This window comes from Bradyrhizobium guangzhouense (assembly GCF_004114955.1).
GTDB classification, from domain to species: Bacteria; Pseudomonadota; Alphaproteobacteria; order Rhizobiales; family Xanthobacteraceae; genus Bradyrhizobium; species Bradyrhizobium guangzhouense.
Genome location: NZ_CP030053.1, coordinates 5528559 through 5546522, shown reverse-complemented (window position 1 = coordinate 5546522; position 17964 = coordinate 5528559). Strand labels below are relative to the sequence as shown.

The window sequence follows — 17964 nt, the reverse complement described above, 5'->3', positions numbered from 1 at the left end:
TTGCGACGCCCCGGAATGACGGAGAAAGACAATGGACATGTTAGGTGATCAGAACTTCACCTGAGGGGCGGCCTCGACCTCGGTGCGGCTCGTGCCGAGATCGAAGAAGTCCTTCTTGGTGAAACCGAACATGCCAGCAAACAGAGCGGCGGGCATCTGCTGGATACCGGTGTTGTATTCCTGGACCGCGTTGTTGAAGAAGCGGCGGCTTGCGGCGATCTTGTTCTCGAGGTCGGAGAGCTCGCTCGCAAGCTGCTGGAAGTTGGCGTTGGCCTTGAGGTCCGGATAGGCCTCCGACAGCGCGATCAGCCGACCGAGCGCGCCCGAGAGCTGGTTTTCGGCCGCCGACACCTGGGCCGGTCCCTGCGCCGACATCGCCGAATTGCGCGCCTTGATGACGTCGTCGAGCGTGCCGCGCTCGTGCGAGGCATAGCCCTTCACCGTCTCGACCAGGTTCGGGATCAGGTCATGACGCTGCTTGAGCTGCACGTCGACATCGGCAAAGGCCTGGCTGACGCGCTGACCCAGCGCCACCAGCCGGTTGTAGGCGCTGAACGCCAGGAACACGAGGACGACGATGACGCCGAGAACGATCCAGCCGGTCGACATGGAGGACTCCTGAAAGGAAATGGAGCAGACAGCCTAAACTAAAATGGAGCCGGGGGAGAGCCCCGCGCGGAGGGAAGGTAAGACTTGGTCGGATCGGGAGCCGTCCGAGTTCAAGGGAAAAGCGGGGGACGAGGTTAACTTTCGGACAGTATTGCATCGCCCCAGCGCCAGCGCCGGGCGCCGGCATATCCCGCCTTGTCACGTCGCGGGATCTTGGCAAGTTCGAGACCTGCCTCGGTGCAGAGCTTGGCCGTGACCTCGACCTTGCCGACCTCCGGTGGCGCCAGCACGCGCGCGGCGCGGACTGCGGGCGGTGTGCGGGTCAACGCGACGTAGATGAAGCGCTCGTCCTCGAACGGCACCTCGGCGCCCTTGATCTGGCGGTGCGCCTGCGAGCGCGGCAGGCGCTGGTTGAAATGGCACCAATCGGGCGCGACGAGTGGGCAGGGCTTTTCGTGTGGGCAGGGCGCGGCGACGAAGGCCCCGGCCGCGACCAGCTGCTGGCGCAGCGCGAGAATGCGGGCATAGCCGGCTGGTGTGCCGGGCTCGATCACGACCAGGGCGTGGCGCGCTTTGATCCACATCGTCTCCGCGAGCTTGCGTTGATCGGCCTCACCGAGTTCGCCGATAATATAGCTCGCGACCACGAGATCGGCTTGCGAGACCTCGGCGAGGTTGGTGGCGGCATCGCCGGGCAAATAGCGGCAGTCGGACAGGCGTGTGCTGTCGCGCACGAGCTCGAGCGCAAGCCGGCTCAGCGTCGCGTTGGCGTCGAGCAGCGTGAAATCCTGCAGCGACGAAAAGGCCTCCGCGGCGGCCCAGCTCGCGGTGCCCGGGCCCGCGCCGACATCGAGCATTGTTTCCGGGGCGAAGTCGAGGGTGATCTCGGCGAGCGCGCTCAGGCTCGCAGCGACGGCGGCGTAAGTGGCCGGCATGCGCGCCAGCGCATAGGCGAGCGCATCCGCTTCCGACTTGATCGTGGTGGAGCCGCCGCCGGCGCGGTAGGTCGTCGAGATTTTTTGCGATCGCTGTGCCGCGTCGGTGCGGGAGAATCCCTGCAGCCTGGCGTCGAGCGCGGCCTTAAGTTCGGCGGGAAGGGTAGGGGCTATCGTCATCCGCAGTCATGCCCCGCGCAGGCGGGGCATCCAGTATTCCGAGGCCGCGCCGCTAGACCGAGACGGCGCGGCGTACTGGATCATCCGCTCCAGTGCGCAATTTGCGCACAAGGCGGATGATGACGTCAATGGGTGCGGAACGACCGCAGCCTCACGCCACGTTCTGGTCGAGAATGTCCACGGCCTCGGCCAGGCTCACCGAGACGAGCTGGGAGACGCCGCGCTCGGCCATGGTGACGCCGAACAGCCGATTCATCCGCGCCATCGTGATCGGATTGTGCGTGATGATGATGAAACGCGTGTCGGTCGAGCCGGTCATCTCATGCAGCAAGTTGCAGTAACGTTCGACGTTGTGGTCGTCGAGCGGCGCATCGACTTCGTCCAGCACGCAGATCGGCGAGGGGTTGGTCAAGAACACCGCGAAGATCAGCGCCATCGCGGTCAGCGCCTGCTCGCCGCCCGACAGCAGCGACAGCGTCTGCGGCTTTTTGCCGGGGGGCTTTGCGATGATTTCGAGACCGGCTTCCAGCGGGTCGTCGCTCTCGATCAGGTGCAGCGCGGCTTCACCGCCGCCGAACAGCTCGACGAACAGGCGCTTGAAGTGGTTGTTGACGACCTCGAACGAGGTCAAGAGGCGCTCGCGCGCTTCCTTGTTGAGGCTCTGGATACCCTGGCGCAGCCGCTTGATGGCCTCGACCAGGTCGTCGCGCTCGGTGACGAGACCGTTGTGCTGGGTCTCGACCTCGCGCAGCTCTTCCTCTGCGCGCAGATTGACGGCGCCCAGGCGCTCGCGGTCGCGGCGCATCTTTTCGAGGTCTTCCTCGATGTCGTGCAGCGGCGGCAGCTCCGCGCCGGGCTCGATCTCGGCGAGGCCGGCGACGGCCTGGGGCTCGACTTCGAGCATGTCGCGGATCTCGCGCTCGATGTCCTCGAGCCGGCGCCGGGAGCCTTCCATACGCTCCTCGGCACGCGCCGTGGCCTCACGTGCGCTGGAGAGCGCTTCGAGGGTCAGCTTGGCAACGCGATCGGTCTCCGCCATCGCGGTCTCGGCAGTCGCGAGCGCGTCGGCGGCCATGCGGCGGTCGTTCTCGGCGTATTCGATTTCCGTGATCAGCGCGCTGCGCTTTTCGGCGAACACTGCGGGCGCGTTTTCAAGCTCGCTGCGCTCGATCGTGAGTTCGGCAATACGCGCCTGGATGGTGTCGATGTGGGAGGCCGCGCTATCCTTGCGGTTCGCCCACTCGGTGCGCTCGGCGAGGATCGCCTGGACGCGGCGGTCGGCGAGCTCGGCCTCGCGCGCCAGCGCCTGCGCCTCGGCGCGGACCTGGGCGGCGATGCGGCGCTGGCCCTCGATGTCGCTGCGGACGGCGGCAAGACGCGTTTCGGTGTCTTCGCTCGACGGCAGCTCGCTGATGCCGGCCTCAGCATATTCGTAGGCGGCCTCGGCTTCGGCGCGATCGGCGGCGAGACGGCTGTGCGCCTCCGACAGCGTCGCCTTGCGGGCGGCGTGACGGCTGATCTCGCGCTCGGCAGCAGCGTGACGCTCGCGCGCGACGTTCAGCTCGCGCTGCGCGGCACGCATGGCTTCGCGGCTGGCGCCTTCGGTGCTGGCCGCCATCTGCAATTCGGATTCGGCATTCTCGAGCGCCTGACGCTTGATCTGCGCGTCGATACGGGCCTGCTCCAGCTCGTTCTCGATGTCGACGAGGCGGGCGCGCTCGGCGAGGCGCCGTGCGGCACCGGTCGGGGCGTGGGCGGCGGCGACAAAGCCGTCCCAGCGCCAGACGTCGCCCTCGGGCGAGACCAGCCGCTGGCCGGTCTTGAGCTGCGAGACCAGCTCGGCGCCGCGCTCGCGCGGCACCACGCCGATCTGCGCCAGGCGGCGCGTCAGCTCGGCCGGCGCCTGAACGTGGTTGGCGAGCGGGGTGACGCCTTCGGGCAGTTCAGGATCGCCTTCGGTGTGTCCGACATTGGTCCAGCGCATCGGGGCCGAAGGATCGATCGGCGCGTCGAGATCGTCGCCGAGCGCGGCGCCGATCGCCTTCTCGAAGCCCTTGTCGACGGTGATGCCGTCGATGATCGGCGGCCACAGATTCTTGGTCTCGCCGTTGACGATCTTGGAGATCGTGCGTGCCTCGGTATCGAGCCGCTGCACGCGCTTGTCGGCTTCAACCAGCGGGGAGCGCGAGGATTCCAGCGTCTGACGCGCGGCGACATGCGCGGCTTCGCTGGCTTGCGCTGCGGCCTCGGAAGCCGCCAGCGTCTGCTCTGCGGTCTCGACCGTAGCGGTCAGCTCGTCGAGATCGCCGAAGCCGCCGGTGTCGGCGGCGAGCTTCTGCTCTTCCGCCGTGACATTCGCGATCTCCTGGTCAAGACGGGCGAGCTTGTCGCGGTGGGTGCGGACGTTGGCCTCGAGCTGGTTGCGCTTGGCGGTGAGATCGGCGAGCGCGGTGGTGAGCTCGGCGAATTGCTGCTCGGTTTCGGTCAGCACGGCTTCGGCTTCGCCGACGCGCTCGTCGACGCCGGAGCGCTTCTCGACGCGCGACTTGATCTCTTCCTTCAGCTCGGCGTCTTCGGTGTCGAGCCGCTGCAGCGCGACGTCGGCGTCCATGGTCTGTTGCTGGGCGCGCGAGATATCGCCTTCGAATTGGGCGAGACGGCGCTCGAGTTCGGCGACGCGCTCCTTGGCACGCTCCTCCTCGCGGTCGAGCAGCTCGCGGGCGTTGGTCAGGCGCTGGAGGCCGGCGGCGGCGCGCGCCTCGGCATCGCGCAACGCCGGCATTTCGGCGGCGCGGATCGCCTGGATGCGGGCGGCCTCGGCCTGGTGCTGGGTGCGCTCGGCCATCTCGCGCACGGCGAGATCATGGGTCTGGCCGGACTCGTTGACGTCGGCATGGGCGCCGATCCAGCGCAGATGAAACAGCGTCGCTTCGGCCTTGCGGACCTTGGCCGCGACCTCTCGATAACGCACCGCCTGGCGGGCCTGCTTCTTCAGGCCCTCCATCTGGCCGGAGAGCTGGCCGATCACGTCCTCGACGCGGGTGAGGTTGGTCTCGGCCGCCTTCAGCCGCAGCTCGGCCTCGTGGCGGCGGGCGTGCAGGCCGGCGACGCCCGCGGCGTCTTCCAGCACGCGGCGGCGCTGCTCGGGCTTGGCCTGGATGATTTCGCCGATCTTGCCCTGGTGAACGAGGGCCGGCGAGCGCGCGCCGGTGGCGGCATCCGCGAACAGGATCTGCACGTCGCGGGCGCGCACGTCACGACCGTTGATGCGATAGACCGAGCCGGCCTCGCGCTCGATGCGGCGGGAGATTTCGAGCAACTGGCTGTCGTTCATCGCCGCCGGCGCGGTGCGATCGGCGTTGTCGATCGTCATCGTCACTTCGGCGTGGTTGCGTGCCGGGCGGTTGCCTGAGCCGGCGAAGATCACCGCGTCCATGTCGGCGGCGCGCAAGCTCTTGTAGGAGGTCTCACCCATCGCCCAGCGCAGCGCCTCGACGAGATTCGACTTGCCGCAACCGTTGGGGCCGACCACGCCGGTCAGGCCGGGCTCGATGACGAAGTCCGTCGGCTCAACGAAGGACTTGAATCCGTGTAGGCGCAGGCGGGTGATTTTCATAAGCACGCATCTCTGTTGGCAGGCGCGAATCCCCCTGCCGGGACAGTACCATGGAAGGCAATGTCACTCTCTGGGTGAGTCGCGCGAGGCGCCTCATGCGGCGGACAATGGCCGCGGTGCGCCGCGAGGGCAACCAGCGAAAGCCGCTTTTCCCAAGGGATTTATGCCGGGAAAGATACGGCTTTCGAGATGCGAATCAGGATCTTGACGAGCGAATCAGCTCTTCAGCAGCGGATTGATCTTCTTCGCGAACTCCTCGAACGAGGTCTCGCCCTTGATCTTCTCGCCGTTGATGAAGAAGGTCGGCGTCGAATCCACCTTCAGGACGTCGCTGGCATATTTCTGGTCGGCGGCGATCTTGTCGAGCAGCGACTGGTCCTTCAAACAGGCTTCGACCTGCTGCTGGCTGAGGCCCGCCTGCTTGCCGATCCGGGTCAGGGTCTCGGTGGTGTTCTTCACCACCCAGTCGTTCTGCTGGCGGAACAGCATGTCGGTGACGGCGAAGTATTTAGCAGCGTCGCCATTGGCGATGCAGCGCGACAGCATCGAGCCGGCGGCGGCTTTGATGTCGAGCGGGAACTCGCGGAAGATGTAACGGATCTTGCCGGTGTCGATGTACTCCGACTTGATCTTGGGGAAAACCTGCTCGTTGAAGGCCGCGCAATGCGGGCAGGTCATCGAGGCAAATTCGGTGATGGTCACGGCGGCGTCCTTCGGGCCGAGCGCCATGTCGGGCAGCGAGACCGGCTTGGCGACGTCGCTAGCCGCCTGCGCCATCGCTTCGGAAATGAACCGCAGCGGCGAGAGCCCGGCGATCACGGCAAGACCGGTCAGCGACAGCATCGTGTTGAAGGCGCGGCGGGTGATGATCAAGGTCGGCTCCCGAATTGGCGTGGTCTCGCGCCCGAGTTCCCGCCCGGGCGGCCTGTCGCTAGCTTGAAACGTGGTTTGAGGCAATGGCGAGCGATAAGTCGAGGTCCAGATTGACCGCAAAATGAGGCTCAATTTCGCTTGATGGCGGCCCCGAGCCGCGCCAGCGCCGACTTCAATTCGTCATCCTCGATCTCGCCCAGGCTCTCCGCCACCTTGGCCACGGACTTGGGATCGGGCGGGCCGGGCCGCTTCCGGACCTGAGGCCGCGACAGGGGGGCCTGGCGGAAGGCGAGCTTGCCGACCGCGCTCCAGCCGAAGAAGCGGTTGACCCGCTCCAGGATCACGTCGGCCGAGTGCTGGATTTCCAGCGCCATCGGGCCCTCGACCCGCAGCACCAGTGTCGCCGGCTCCTGCGGCTGGCCCTCCACCGGTCGGGGCCACTGCATCTTCAGCGGCTCGGCATGAGCGGCGATCTCGGGCCCCGCGATCTGCGCCCACCGCGTCACCAGTTCGCGTGCCGCAAACCCCTGCTTGGCATAGGCCTCCGCAAAGACGTCGTTGAGCAGGATCCCGAGCGGCTTGGCGCTGATGGGGCCGGGTTTGGGAGGGAATTTGGCCATGGGGCCCGTCCGCTATGCTGCCGCGCGAGGCCGGATGGCCTTGAGGTCGCGATCAATCTCGCGCCGCCGCTGCATCAGATCGTAGTCCATCTGAAGTCCCAGGAAAAAGCCCTCCGACACGCCAAAATAGCGGGCGAGCCGCAGATCGGTGTCGGCCGTGATGTCGCGCTTGCCCAGGACGATCTCGTTGATCCGCCGCGGCGGCACGCGAACGGCACGCGCGAGCGCGTTCTGACTGAGATCCATCGGCTTCAGGAATTCCTCGAGCAGGATTTCGCCCGGATGAGGATTGCGGAGCAGCCCGGACCTAGCCGTGGTAGTCGACGATTTCGACATCTCTTGGTCCTCCGTCATCCCAGATCGGTCGATACCCGTGCTTGATTGAGCAAACGCAGTTTTCGTAAGGCTGCATTCTGAATGTCGGGCGGCAGTTTCCTGCTTCGCCGCCCGGACCAGATCAGCCCTGTCTCCGAGTTGGCGAAGCTCTGGATCATGCTTGTGTATAACGCAAGGCGTTATGGCCGGCAACCGCCTGGCCACGCTGGCCACGAGCAGAATCCTCCATTAGGAAAGCCGAATGCCCTCCGCGACTGCGCGCAAGAAGGAACGGAACACGACGGTAACCACGTTGTCATCGCGCCCCACATTGCTGCTCGCCTGGTATGACCGCCACCGCCGCAGGCTGCCCTGGCGCGCGGCGCCCGGGGAGACCTCGGATCCGTACCGGGTCTGGCTGTCGGAGATCATGCTGCAGCAGACCACGGTGAAGGCGGTCGGGCCCTATTTTGAAAAATTCGTCGCGCGGTGGTCCGATGTCACGGCGCTCGGGGATGCGTCTCTCGATGACGTGCTGCGGATGTGGGCCGGGCTCGGCTATTACTCGCGCGCGCGCAATCTGCATGCCTGCGCGGTCGCGGTGACGCGCGAGCACGGCGGCGCTTTTCCCGATACAGAAGAGGGCCTCCGCGCGTTGCCGGGCATTGGCCCTTACACAGCGGCCGCGATTGCCGCGATCGCGTTCGACCGTCACACCATGCCGGTCGACGGCAACATCGAGCGCGTGGTGTCGCGCCTGTATGCGGTCGAGGAGGAGCTGCCGCAGGCCAAGCCGACGATCCAGCAGATGGCAACGACGCTGCTGGCCAACGCGCGGGCAGGCGATAGTGCGCAAGCCCTGATGGATCTGGGCGCCTCGATCTGCACGCCGAAGAAGCCGGCCTGCTCGCTGTGCCCGTTGAACGAGGATTGCGTGGCGCGCGCGCTGGGCACGCAGGAGACCTTTCCACGCAAGGCCCCGAAGAAGAGCGGGACGTTGCGGCGCGGTGCCGCCTTCGTCGTCACGCGCGGCGATGAGCTGCTGGTCCGCAGCCGGCCCGAGAAAGGCCTGCTCGGCGGCATGACCGAAGTGCCGGGTTCGGACTGGCTTGCCGGCCAGGAAGACGCGACCGCAAAACAGCAGGCCCCCGATATCAAGGGGCTGTCGCGCTGGCAGCGCAAGGTCGGGGCGGTCACCCACGTCTTCACGCATTTTCCGCTGGAGCTCGTGGTCTACACCGCGAAGGCCGAAGCCCGCACGCGCGCGCCTTCCGGCATGCGCTGGGTGCCGATCGCGACGCTGGCCGACGAGGCGCTGCCCAATCTCATGCGCAAGGTGATTGCGCACGCGCTGGACTGACTCATCAGGCGGCGCGCGCGGCGCGGTCCTCGGTGGCGGGCATCAGGAAGGTGCGGTTTCGGCCGGTTTTCTTGGCGACATAGAGGCCCTGGTCGGCGCGCTCGATCACGTCCTGCACGTCGCGATCGTCCTCGTCGAACAGCGCGAGCCCGACCGAGACGGTGAGAGGGATCACGCTGTCGCCATGACGCACCGACGCGCTCTCGATCGAGGTCCTGATGCGGTCGGCAAGCAGCACCGCGGTCTCCTGATCGATCTCGCGCAGCAGCACCACGAATTCCTCGCCGCCGAAGCGGGCCGCCTTGTCGGTGGTCCGGATCGACTGGCTGACGATCTCGGCGACGTGCTTGATGGCGTCGTCGCCGGCGGCGTGGCCATAGGTGTCGTTGATCTTCTTGAAATGATCGATGTCGATCATCAAGGTCGCCATGTTGCGCTTGTAGCGGCGGCTGAACGCGACCGCGTCGTCGGCAACCGCGAGGAAGGAGCGGCGGTTCATCAGGCCGGTCATGAAATCGGTGTCGGCGAGCTGGCGCAGCTTCAGCATGTCCTCCTGCAGCTGCATCGCGTTCTCGGTCGCGCGCATCTCGGCTTCCTTGGTGCGCTCTTCGGCAAGGCCGATGCGGCGCAGCAGCGAGCGCAGTGCGCGCGAGAGCTGGACCACCTCGACCGAGCCGCTCTGTCGCGCCAGCATGGTCGGGCCGTGGGCGCGTCCGATGCGATCGGCTTCCTGCGTCAGCGCGATGATCGGGCCTGCGATCCTTCGCGAGACCAGCACGGCCAGCGATAGCGCGATCAGCGCGAAGACGGCACCGATCGCCAAAATCGTCTGCGCTGACGAGATCGCCGCCTTCAGCGCCACGCTCGCGGGCTGGCTCGCGGTGACGATCCAGTTCAGTCCCTGATAGTCGCGGAAGCCGTTGCCGACATAAAATGCGGTCAGCATCTGCTGGCCGTCCACGGTCTCGCGGAAGGTGCCGTCGCGGGCCTTCAGGATGCCGGCAAGCTCGTCGCCGTCGTAGCGGATCGTTTCCTTCTGCGGCCCGACGAGAACCATGCCGCTCTTGCTGAGGATCGAGAGCCGCGTGTCGGTGTTGCCGTCATTGGCCTCGACGTCCTTGATCAAACTGCTGGCCCAGGACCAGTCCAGGTGCCCGCCGAGCACGCCGATCACCTTGCCGGAGGTATCGCGCACGGGCAGGGCGATATCGACGAAGCGGTAGGGTTCGTTGTTGGCGCGTTGGGTGAGCAGCGAGGACAGCAGGATGGCCTCGTGCACGTCGCCGACCACGACCCTTTCGAGACCCTGCTTGAACCAGGGGCGCGCCGTCACGGACTTGCCTTGCAGCAGCCCGCCGGTCGAGGCGACGACATCGCCGTTGAGGTCGGCAAAGCCGATCCAGGTAAATTCGAAATTGCGCTGAAGCGCCTCGAGCGCGCTGCGCAACTCGTTCGGGTCGCCCTGCCACAGCCGTTGCATCGGCTCCAGCTCGGTGAACAGCTTCATCTCCTGTTGCCGCGTCGCCATGAAACGGTCGAGCCGGCCGGACGTGCTGGATGCAATTCCGGCGACGCTGCTTTCGATCAGGGCCGCGGTGTGTCTGTAGCTGATGAGGGCGGCGCCGGCAGCGAGCGTGCCCACCAGCACGATGGACATCGCGGCGACGGCCGCAGCGATCTGCGTCCGTACGGTCAGTCGATCTTCAATCGCGTGCAGGCGGCTCGCCGCCTGTTGCAAGAGGGCTCGCATGGAAAGGCTCCGGTTTCCCCGTCGCTCATGCCATGAGGTAACTTCCAACCGCTTACCGGCACATCTCCGATTTGGATCGTATTGAATCGGTCGTGAAGCCGCTTGGTTGAAGCGCGCTTAACGATATGCGGAATGCACCGAATCCGAGCAGTTTTCCGTGATTCGCCGGAATTTTGGGCCCCGGCGGTCGCCTGTTGCCATGAGGCTGTCAGCAGGCCGGGGCTACGAGTGCGACGGCAACGGAGGTTCGCATGGTCAAGACCGCGCTCGACAACTTCAAGAGGCCGCCCTGCGCCGAGCTGCTCGGCTGGCACCTGCTCGATGCCCGCCCGGAGGACGGCTGGATCAAGCTTGGCTTCGAAGGCAGGCCTGAGTTCTGCAATCCGGCTGGCTTCATCCAGGGCGGCATGCTCTCGGCCATGCTCGACGACACGATGGGGCCGGCGGTGCTCGTGATGAGCGAGGGCCGGCTGTACACCACGACCATCAGCATGACCGTAAACTTCCTCAGTCCCGCAAAGCCCGGGCCGATCATCGGCGAAGCCAGGGTGACCCAGCTCGGCAAGACCATCGCGTTCGTCGAGGCCAAGCTGATGACGGAGGATGGCACCGTGCTGGCAACGGCGAGTGCGAGCGAGCGATTGCTGGAGGCGGCGAGGGTGGCGCGCAGCGCCGGATGAGGGGTCTGTCTCCGCAAGCTCAAGCGCGAGATGAATGCGCAGAGAGAACCCCTCACCCAAGTGAGTCCGGGTCTACCGGCGGCGATGCCCTCTCCCACAAGGGGCGAGGGCACATTCATGCGCATCTCGCTTTGAGCGAACGCGTCACGCCCCGACCCGCGCGTCCTTGCTCACGATCGGCGGTTTCGCGTTCAGCGCCTCGACCTGGAAGCCCGCGACGCGCTTGTAGTTTGCCGCGATATCCTCCAGCTCCTTCTGCGACAGCACGTCGGTGACGACCTTGTAGCCGTCGGGCGCGCGTTCTTCGACGAGCTGCATCACCTGCTCGGGGCCATTCTTGCGGTTGAGCAGCACGAGGTCGGTGGTCGCAGGCCGCCGCTCGGCCTCGTAGGCGAGCAGCGCCGCGGTGGTTGGACCATGGGCCAGGATCTCGCGCGTGATGGTGCGGGCATCGAGGATCGCTTGCGAGGCGCCGTTCGAGCCGATCGGGTACATCGGATGTGCGGCATCGCCCATCAGCGTCACCTTGCCGAACGTCCATTGCGACACCGGATCGCGGTCGACTAGCGGATATTCATAGGCGTGCGGGCAATTCCTGATCAGACCAGGCACGTCGAGCCAGTCGAATCTCCAGCCGTCGAACCAGGGCAGGAACTCTTCCAGCCGCGCGGTGCGGTTATAGTCTTCCCGCCGCCACTGATAGGTCGGCGGCATGTGCCGCTCGGCGACCCAATTGATGAGGTGGTTGCCTGCCGCGTCCGGCTCCTTCGAGATCGGATAGCAGACGAATTTCAGGATCTCGTGGCCGGCCATGATCATGGTGCGGCCGGTGAGGAAGGCTTTCGAAGGCGTGACGCCGCGCCAGAGGATGCGGCCGTTCCAGATCGGCGGGCCTTCGTTCGGATAGAGCTTTTCTCGCACGGCGGAATGGATGCCGTCGGCGGCGATCAGGATCGCGCCTTCGGAGGTTCCGGCAGGCTTGCCGGTCGCCCGGTCGATGAAGTCGGCGCGCACGCCGCTGGCCGTCTCGGTCCAGCCGGTGAGGTGATGGCTGGTCAAGATGTTCTCGCGGCCGAGCCGCTCGACTGCGGCATCGAGCAGGATCTGCTGCAGCGTGCCGCGGTGGATCGAGAATTGCGGCCATTTGTAGCCGGCCTCCAGCCCACGCGGCTCGCTCCAGATCGGCTTGCCGTGCTTGGAGAAATAAGCGAGCTCACGGGTCCGCACGCCGCTGGCGTCCAGCCTGTCCAGCAACCCGAGCTCGATCAGCTCGCGCACGGCATGCGGCAGCACGTTGATGCCGACCCCGAGCGGCTTCAGCTCCGCGACGCTCTCGAATACTTTTACGGGAACACCGATTTGATGCAGGCTGAGCGCAAGCGTCAGCCCGCCGATGCCGCCGCCGGCGATGAGTACCGTCATGACAAAACCCCCTCCGATTGTTGGCGTCTTGGCACAGGCGGGCGGATGTGGGCAACTGCGAAGAGAATGTCGTGCTATAGACCTCGGGGGCAACAGCCGCTAATTTCCAGCTTCCCATGAGGTCCGACATGCTCAAACTCTACTACGCCACCGGCACCTGCGCGCTCGCCAGCTACATGACCCTGGAGGAGGCCGGCGCCGATTACACGGCTGAACGGTTGAGCTTCAAGGACAATCAGCAGAACAGCCCGGCCTATCTCGCCATCAACCCGAAGGGGCGCGTCCCGGCGCTGGTGACCGATCGCGGCGTCCTCACCGAGACGCCGGCGATGCTGGCCTATATCGCGCAAACCTTCCCCAAGGCGAAACTCGCTCCTCTCGACGATCCCTTCGACTTCGCCCAGGTTCAGTCGTTCAACTCCTATCTCTGCTCGACCGTGCACATCAACCATGCCCACAAGATGCGCGGTGCGCGCTGGGCGACGCAGGAGAGCTCGTTCGCCGACATGAAGGCCATGGTGCCGCAGACCATGGGCGCCTGCTTCAAGCTGATCGAGGCGACGATGTTCAGGGGGCCGTGGGTGATGGGCGATCAGTTCACGATCTGCGATCCCTATCTCCACACACTCTCGCACTGGCTCGAAGGCGACAGCGTCGACATCAACGCCACGCCGAAGATCGCCGACCATTTCAAGCGCATGATGGACCGCCCGGCGATCCGCAAGGTGATGGACGCGCAGAAGGCGTGAGGCAACGGGAATGTAGGGTGGATTAGCCCTGCAATTGCGCGACGCGCAATTGCTCGGCGTAACCCACCAACTTTCGTTTCCGCGACGACAGGCAGTGGTGGATTACGCCTTCGGCCAATCCACCCTACGAACCTCTCTTTTCCAACTCCCGTCCCGTCTCCAGCATCAGCCGCCGCAGCCAGATCGAGCCGGGGTCCATCTGTGCGCGCGTCGGATAGAACATGAACTGCTCGTCGATCCCGGGATCGAGCGGCGGCGCGACCGTGACGAGGCCGAACTGCTTTGACAGCGCCGCGATCAGCCGCCGCGGCACGAAGGCGACGAGGTCGGTGCGTGCGGCGACGTGCAGCGCTTCGAGATAGCCTGACACCACCAGCGAGATGTGCCGCTCGATGCCTTTGCTGCGCAGCCAGGTGTCGATCAGGTCTTCGGGCTGGCCGCGGATGATCACGCCGACATGGCGCGCGGTGAGGAAGGCGTCGCGTCGCTTCAGCCTGGCGCCTGCCGGATGGCCGCGCCGCACCGCCAGCGCGTCGCTGTCGGTGTAGAGCAACTGGCGGTGAAATCCCCTAAAGGCGTTGCCGATCGAGATCATGAGGTCGATGGTGCGGGCGAACTCGGCGTGAAAGATCGCCGGTCCCCGCCATGGCACGACATCGATGCGGACGTTGGGCGCTAGGCGCGTGACCTTCTCAATCAGAGGGGGCATCAGCAATTCGACGGCGAGATCAGGCATCATCAGGCGAAACGACCGCTCGCTGCGCGCGGCATCGAATTCCTCGGGCACGAACAGGCCGCGGACCTGATCGAGCGCTTGCGCCAGCGGCGCGCGCAGGGTGTGCGCCCGCGGCGTCAGTTCCATCCGTGCGCCGGTGCGCACCAGCAGCGGATCGCCGAAGATATCGCGCAGCCGCTGAAGGGCGTGGCTCGTTGCCGGCTGCGACAGTCCGATGCGCATGGCGGCGCGGCTGACACTGGCCTCGCGCAGCAGGGCGTCGAGCGCAGTCAACAGATTGAGGTCGAGCGAATTCAAATTCATGGAATGAATATATATCATATTCACTATCGATTTGAAGAATGTGCATCGAGCGGCGATGTTCTCCGGGTTGCCACCGTCAGGAGATGCCGCCATGAGCACGAGCGCAAACAAGAAACTGATGCAGGATATTTTCGCCGCCGCCGCCAATCCCGATCCGGCGGCGCGTGATCGCGCCCTGTTCACCGCAAGCCTTGCCGACGACGCCAAATGGATCGTCACCGGCCAGTATTCCTGGTCGCGGACCTTCGCCGGGAAAGGCGCGATCCTCAACGATTTGCATGGCTATGTGCGCAGCCGCCTGCGCGACCGGACGCGCACGGTCGCCGAGCGCTTCATCGCCGATGGCGACATCGTCGTGGTCGAGGCCAAGGGCGACAACGTCACGCCCGAAGGCGTGCGCTACGACAACGACTATTGCCTGGTATTTCGGTTTGAGGACGGCAAGATCAAGGAGATCCGCGAATACTGCGACTCCGTCCTGACCGAAAGGGCCCTCGGGTTATTCCCGCAATAAGCCAAACGCGCCGCTGCCGGCCAAAAAAACGCCGGCCAGAAAGGGCTGGAACCGGGCGGGAACCTTTTGGTCCCGCCCGCGTTCGTTCGTTTCCGGGGCAATCGCGCGCCGGCTTTGCGCGCGTTTGGGAATTTCATGCTGGCTGGGGCTTCGGACGTATCAATACAGGCAGGGAGAAGCTTTTCCGGACTCCGCGAACGATTGAGAGATGCGACAGCCAAGGCACATCACGAGCTCGACGCGCAAATGTCCGCCTTCGATCTCACCGTGCTCTCCGGCTATCGACGTTTTCTCCAAGCCAGCGCGGGCGCTCTGCTGCCGCTCGAAACTGCGCTGGTGGACGCCGGCGTCGCCAAACACTTTCCGGACTGGCCGGAGCGGGCGCGCAGCGCCGCAATCGCTGCAGATCTCGACTGGCTCGGCCGGGAGGCGCATGCCACCGTGTCGGTGCCGCCGCTGACAAAAAGCGGCGTGATCGGCACCATGTACGTGCTGGAAGGATCCCGGCTCGGCGCAAAATTCCTGCTGAGGGCCGTCGCGGATGCGGCTGATCCGCGCATCGGGCGGGCCACCGCCTATCTCAGCCACGGCGCCGGCAAGCGGCTGTGGCAGAGCTTTATGGCCAGGCTTGGCAGCGAACAGCGCTGCGACGAGGACGAGGCGATCGAGGCGGCGCGCAGCGCCTTTGCCGCATTCGAGCGGGCGGCGAATCGCGCATGAACGAGGCGGTCAATCTCACCAATTGCGATCGCGAGCCGATCCACATTCCCGGCAATGTGCAGCCGTTCGGCTTCCTGCTGACGCTGCTGTCGGACTTCACGATCTGCATGGCGTCGGACAATGCCGGCAGCTTCCTCGGCGGCGACGTCACCGATCTCCTGCAACAGCCGCTCGCAAAAGTCTTCTCCGCAGCCGCGATCGAGACCATCCGCAGCCGCGTCGACCAGCTCGGCGGCCCCGACTCGACCGAACGCGTGTTCGGCGTCGAGCTCCAGGCGGACAAGCCGCTCTACGATCTCTCGATCCATTTTTCCGGCGCCTATCTGGTCGTCGAGGCCGAGCCCAGCGTCGTCGAGGCTGGCGTCAATTCGGGCGAGCTGGTGCGGCTGATGCTGGAGCGCATCCGCAAGACCCGCGGCATGACCGAGCTTGCCCGCGAGGCGGCGCGCCAGCTCAAGGTTCTGACCGGCTTCGACCGTGTCATGGTCTATCAGTTTCACCCCGACGGATCGGGCGAGGTGATCGCGGAAGCCGCTGAAGCGGGACTCGAAAAGTTTCTCGGCTTGCACTACCCGGCCTCCGACATTCCCAAACAGGCTCGGATCCTCTATCAGCGCAACTGGCTGCGCATCATCGCCGACATCAATGCCAAGCCGGCCGCGTTGCTGTCGACAGCCACGCACAATGCGGGGCTACTTGATCTGTCCATGAGCGTGCTGCGCTCGGTGTCGCCGATCCACATCGAATATCTGCGCAACATGGGCGTCGGCGCCTCGATGTCGGTGTCGATCCTGCGCGACGGCAAGCTGTGGGGGCTGTTCGCCTGCCACCATTACTCGCCGCGCTACATCTCGTTCGAGAAGCGCACGGCATCCGAGCTGTTCGGGCAGATGTTCTCCTGGATCGTGGAAGGGCGCGAGCGCGAGGGCGATATGGCCTACGAGGCCAGTGCCCAGAAGATCCAGGAGCGGTTGATCGAGACCGCCGGCACGCACGAGCACAGCCGTCGCGCGATCGTCGATTTCGTCGGCGATTACCGCAGGATGATCGCCTGCGACGGGGTGGCAGTCTGGTCCGACAACAGGATCACGCTCGACGGCGAGACGCCGACCGAGGCCGAGGTCAAGGACCTCGTTGCCTTCATCAACCGGACTTCGCCGGGTCGGATCTGTGCCAGCGCGGAAATCGCCAAGCTCTATGCGGCCGGCGAGGTGTTTCGCGATCGCGCCGCCGGCTTCCTCGCCATTCCGATCTCGCGCACGCCGCGCGATTGCCTGATTTTCTTCCGGCGCGAGGTGGTGCGCTCGGTGAACTGGGCGGGCGCGCCCGAAAAGGTCTACGAGGAAGGCCCGAACGGGCCGCGTCTGACGCCACGGAAGAGTTTTGAGCTCTGGCAGGAGACGGTCGCGGGCCAGTCCAAGCCGTGGTCGGCAGCCGACATCCGCATCGCCGAGAGCCTGCGCGTCACGCTGCTCGAGGTGATCCTGCAACTGTCCGACCTTGCCGCCCGCGAGCGCCGCGGCGCGCAGGAGCGGCAGGAGCTGATGATTGCCGAGCTCAATCATCGCGTCCGCAACATCCTGAGCCTCGTCCGTGCGCTGGTGGCGCAGAGCAAGGACACCGCCGGAAGCGTCGACGAGTTCGCCAGCGTGCTCGGCGGGCGCATCCAGGCGCTGGCGCGTGCGCACGACCAGATCACCAATCTGAACTGGGCGCCGGTGGCGCTGCGCACGCTGCTGGAATCCGAGGCCGGGGCCTATCTCGGGTCCCGCGCCGATCGCGTGAAGATCGATGGACCCGACGTTGCGCTCGATCCCAAGGCGTTCGCGACGCTGGCGCTCGTCGTCCACGAGATGATGACCAATTCGGCCAAATACGGCGCGCTCGCCGATTCCACCGGCCAGGTCGAGGTGGTGTGGCGGGTCGACCCGAATTCGAGCCTCGAGATCGAGTGGAAGGAGAGCGGCGGTCCGCCGGTGCAGCCGCCGTCGCGCCGCGGTTTCGGCACCACCATCATCGAGCGTTCCGTCCCGTTCGACCTCAAGGGTGAAGCCGAAATCCGCTTCGACCTGCTCGGCGTGCAGGCGAGGTTCGTGATCCCGCCGAACTTCGTCGAACTGGTGCCGTCAATCGCAGGAGCCGCCATGCGCATCGAGGAACAGCAGCCCGCCCGTCCCCGCATTTCCGACACGGCGTTGATCGTCGAGGACAATCTCATCATCGCCATGGCGGCGGAGGTGATCCTGCTCGATCTCGGGGCGCGGCACGTCGACACGGCCGCGAGCGTCGACCAGGCGCTGCGCGCGATCGAGCGCACGCGGCCGAGCTTTGCGCTGCTCGATCTCAATCTCGGCAGCGAGAGCAGCATCAAGGTGGCCTTAAGGCTGAAGGAAATCGGCGTGCCCTTCATCTTCGCGACCGGCTATGGCGAGCGCGCGCCGATCCCCGTCGACCTCGCCTCGGCGCCCGTGGTGCAAAAGCCCTACACGCTGGAAGTGGTCGAGAACGCGCTCGGCAAATTGCAGCAGGCGACGGCCTGATATCGCTTACCCCGCACGGCGGCCCGGGTCCGATCAAGAAGG

15 protein-coding genes are annotated in these 17964 nt (G+C 65.7%); 6 read left to right on the top strand and 9 right to left on the bottom strand.

The window, feature by feature from the left end:
• Positions 1 to 48: 48 nt before the first annotated feature.
• From XH91_RS26520 to XH91_RS26495, 6 genes are all read right to left on the bottom strand, one after another.
• The gene (locus XH91_RS26520; RefSeq protein WP_128953324.1) at positions 49 to 609 is read right to left on the bottom strand and encodes a LemA family protein; all 561 of its coding nucleotides are present in this window, start codon (positions 607 to 609) and stop codon (positions 49 to 51) included.
• Positions 610 to 743: 134 nt separating this feature from the next.
• Positions 744 to 1724 (bottom strand): small ribosomal subunit Rsm22 family protein, encoded by a 981-nt coding sequence (locus XH91_RS26515; protein WP_164934146.1) that lies wholly within the window; start codon positions 1722 to 1724, stop codon positions 744 to 746.
• A gap of 151 nt (positions 1725 to 1875) precedes the next feature.
• Positions 1876 to 5340 carry a chromosome segregation protein SMC gene (gene smc, locus XH91_RS26510; RefSeq protein WP_128953322.1) on the bottom strand — a complete coding sequence of 1155 codons (3465 nt, stop codon included), beginning with the start codon at positions 5338 to 5340 and terminating at the stop codon, positions 1876 to 1878.
• 216 nt (positions 5341 to 5556) lie between these two features.
• Positions 5557 to 6213 (bottom strand): DsbA family protein, encoded by a 657-nt coding sequence (locus XH91_RS26505; RefSeq protein ID WP_128953321.1) that lies wholly within the window; start codon positions 6211 to 6213, stop codon positions 5557 to 5559.
• A 128-nt stretch (positions 6214 to 6341) separates the two neighbouring features.
• A complete protein-coding gene (locus XH91_RS26500; protein ID WP_128953320.1) occupies positions 6342 to 6833 on the bottom strand; it encodes a DUF721 domain-containing protein in 492 nt (163 codons plus the stop codon).
• A gap of 12 nt (positions 6834 to 6845) precedes the next feature.
• Positions 6846 to 7169: a HigA family addiction module antitoxin gene (locus tag XH91_RS26495; protein WP_128953319.1), complete on the bottom strand. Its 324-nt coding sequence runs from the start codon at positions 7167 to 7169 to the stop codon at positions 6846 to 6848.
• Positions 7170 to 7410: 241 nt separating this feature from the next.
• Here XH91_RS26495 and mutY point away from each other — a divergent pair, with 241 nt between their 5' ends.
• A complete protein-coding gene (gene mutY, locus XH91_RS26485; protein WP_128953318.1) occupies positions 7411 to 8508 on the top strand; it encodes an A/G-specific adenine glycosylase in 1098 nt (365 codons plus the stop codon).
• Positions 8509 to 8512: 4 nt separating this feature from the next.
• Here the strand turns inward: mutY and XH91_RS26480 are convergent, their stop codons facing one another.
• The gene (locus tag XH91_RS26480) at positions 8513 to 10258 is read right to left on the bottom strand and encodes a sensor domain-containing diguanylate cyclase (RefSeq protein WP_128953317.1); all 1746 of its coding nucleotides are present in this window, start codon (positions 10256 to 10258) and stop codon (positions 8513 to 8515) included.
• 251 nt (positions 10259 to 10509) lie between these two features.
• On the opposite strand from XH91_RS26480, the gene XH91_RS26475 reads away from it, so the two are divergent.
• Entirely contained in the window at positions 10510 to 10938 is a 429-nt protein-coding gene (locus XH91_RS26475; RefSeq protein ID WP_128953316.1) for a PaaI family thioesterase, read from the top strand.
• A gap of 144 nt (positions 10939 to 11082) precedes the next feature.
• Here XH91_RS26475 and XH91_RS26470 read toward each other — a convergent pair whose 3' ends face one another.
• Positions 11083 to 12360: a flavin-dependent oxidoreductase gene (locus XH91_RS26470; RefSeq protein WP_128953315.1), complete on the bottom strand. Its 1278-nt coding sequence runs from the start codon at positions 12358 to 12360 to the stop codon at positions 11083 to 11085.
• A 128-nt stretch (positions 12361 to 12488) separates the two neighbouring features.
• Between XH91_RS26470 and XH91_RS26465 the strand changes: the two genes are divergently transcribed.
• Complete coding sequence (locus XH91_RS26465; protein WP_128953314.1) at positions 12489 to 13109, top strand: glutathione S-transferase family protein; 621 nt, start codon at positions 12489 to 12491, stop codon at positions 13107 to 13109.
• A 124-nt stretch (positions 13110 to 13233) separates the two neighbouring features.
• Here XH91_RS26465 and XH91_RS26460 read toward each other — a convergent pair whose 3' ends face one another.
• Positions 13234 to 14148 carry a LysR family transcriptional regulator gene (locus XH91_RS26460; RefSeq protein WP_128955000.1) on the bottom strand — a complete coding sequence of 305 codons (915 nt, stop codon included), beginning with the start codon at positions 14146 to 14148 and terminating at the stop codon, positions 13234 to 13236.
• A 91-nt stretch (positions 14149 to 14239) separates the two neighbouring features.
• Between XH91_RS26460 and XH91_RS26455 the strand changes: the two genes are divergently transcribed.
• From XH91_RS26455 to XH91_RS26445, 3 genes are all read left to right on the top strand, one after another.
• The gene (locus XH91_RS26455; protein ID WP_164934147.1) at positions 14240 to 14662 is read left to right on the top strand and encodes a nuclear transport factor 2 family protein; all 423 of its coding nucleotides are present in this window, start codon (positions 14240 to 14242) and stop codon (positions 14660 to 14662) included.
• A 135-nt stretch (positions 14663 to 14797) separates the two neighbouring features.
• Positions 14798 to 15382, top strand: coding sequence for a biliverdin-producing heme oxygenase (locus XH91_RS26450; protein ID WP_128954999.1), 585 nt, complete (start codon positions 14798 to 14800; stop codon positions 15380 to 15382).
• Complete coding sequence (locus tag XH91_RS26445; RefSeq protein ID WP_128953312.1) at positions 15379 to 17922, top strand: HWE histidine kinase domain-containing protein; 2544 nt, start codon at positions 15379 to 15381, stop codon at positions 17920 to 17922. The genes XH91_RS26450 and XH91_RS26445 overlap by 4 nt, the downstream gene beginning before the upstream one ends.
• Positions 17923 to 17964: the final 42 nt, after the last annotated feature.

Excerpts from the sequence above, each read along its gene's own strand:
- XH91_RS26520 (WP_128953324.1), bottom strand. The coding sequence starts at position 609 with ATGTCGACCGGCTGGATCGTTCTCGGCGTCATCGTCGTCCTCGTGTTC.
- XH91_RS26445 (WP_128953312.1), top strand. The coding sequence starts at position 15,379 with ATGAACGAGGCGGTCAATCTCACCAATTGCGATCGCGAGCCGATCCAC.
- mutY (WP_128953318.1), top strand. The coding sequence starts at position 7,411 with ATGCCCTCCGCGACTGCGCGCAAGAAGGAACGGAACACGACGGTAACC.
- XH91_RS26465 (WP_128953314.1), top strand. The coding sequence starts at position 12,489 with ATGCTCAAACTCTACTACGCCACCGGCACCTGCGCGCTCGCCAGCTAC.
- XH91_RS26470 (WP_128953315.1), bottom strand. The coding sequence starts at position 12,360 with ATGACGGTACTCATCGCCGGCGGCGGCATCGGCGGGCTGACGCTTGCG.
- XH91_RS26460 (WP_128955000.1), bottom strand. The coding sequence starts at position 14,148 with ATGAATTTGAATTCGCTCGACCTCAATCTGTTGACTGCGCTCGACGCC.
- smc (WP_128953322.1), bottom strand. The coding sequence starts at position 5,340 with ATGAAAATCACCCGCCTGCGCCTACACGGATTCAAGTCCTTCGTTGAG.
- XH91_RS26450 (WP_128954999.1), top strand. The coding sequence starts at position 14,798 with ATGCTGGCTGGGGCTTCGGACGTATCAATACAGGCAGGGAGAAGCTTT.
- XH91_RS26475 (WP_128953316.1), top strand. The coding sequence starts at position 10,510 with ATGGTCAAGACCGCGCTCGACAACTTCAAGAGGCCGCCCTGCGCCGAG.
- XH91_RS26495 (WP_128953319.1), bottom strand. The coding sequence starts at position 7,169 with ATGTCGAAATCGTCGACTACCACGGCTAGGTCCGGGCTGCTCCGCAAT.
- XH91_RS26515 (WP_164934146.1), bottom strand. The coding sequence starts at position 1,724 with ATGACGATAGCCCCTACCCTTCCCGCCGAACTTAAGGCCGCGCTCGAC.
- XH91_RS26455 (WP_164934147.1), top strand. The coding sequence starts at position 14,240 with ATGAGCACGAGCGCAAACAAGAAACTGATGCAGGATATTTTCGCCGCC.
- XH91_RS26480 (WP_128953317.1), bottom strand. The coding sequence starts at position 10,258 with ATGCGAGCCCTCTTGCAACAGGCGGCGAGCCGCCTGCACGCGATTGAA.
- XH91_RS26500 (WP_128953320.1), bottom strand. The coding sequence starts at position 6,833 with ATGGCCAAATTCCCTCCCAAACCCGGCCCCATCAGCGCCAAGCCGCTC.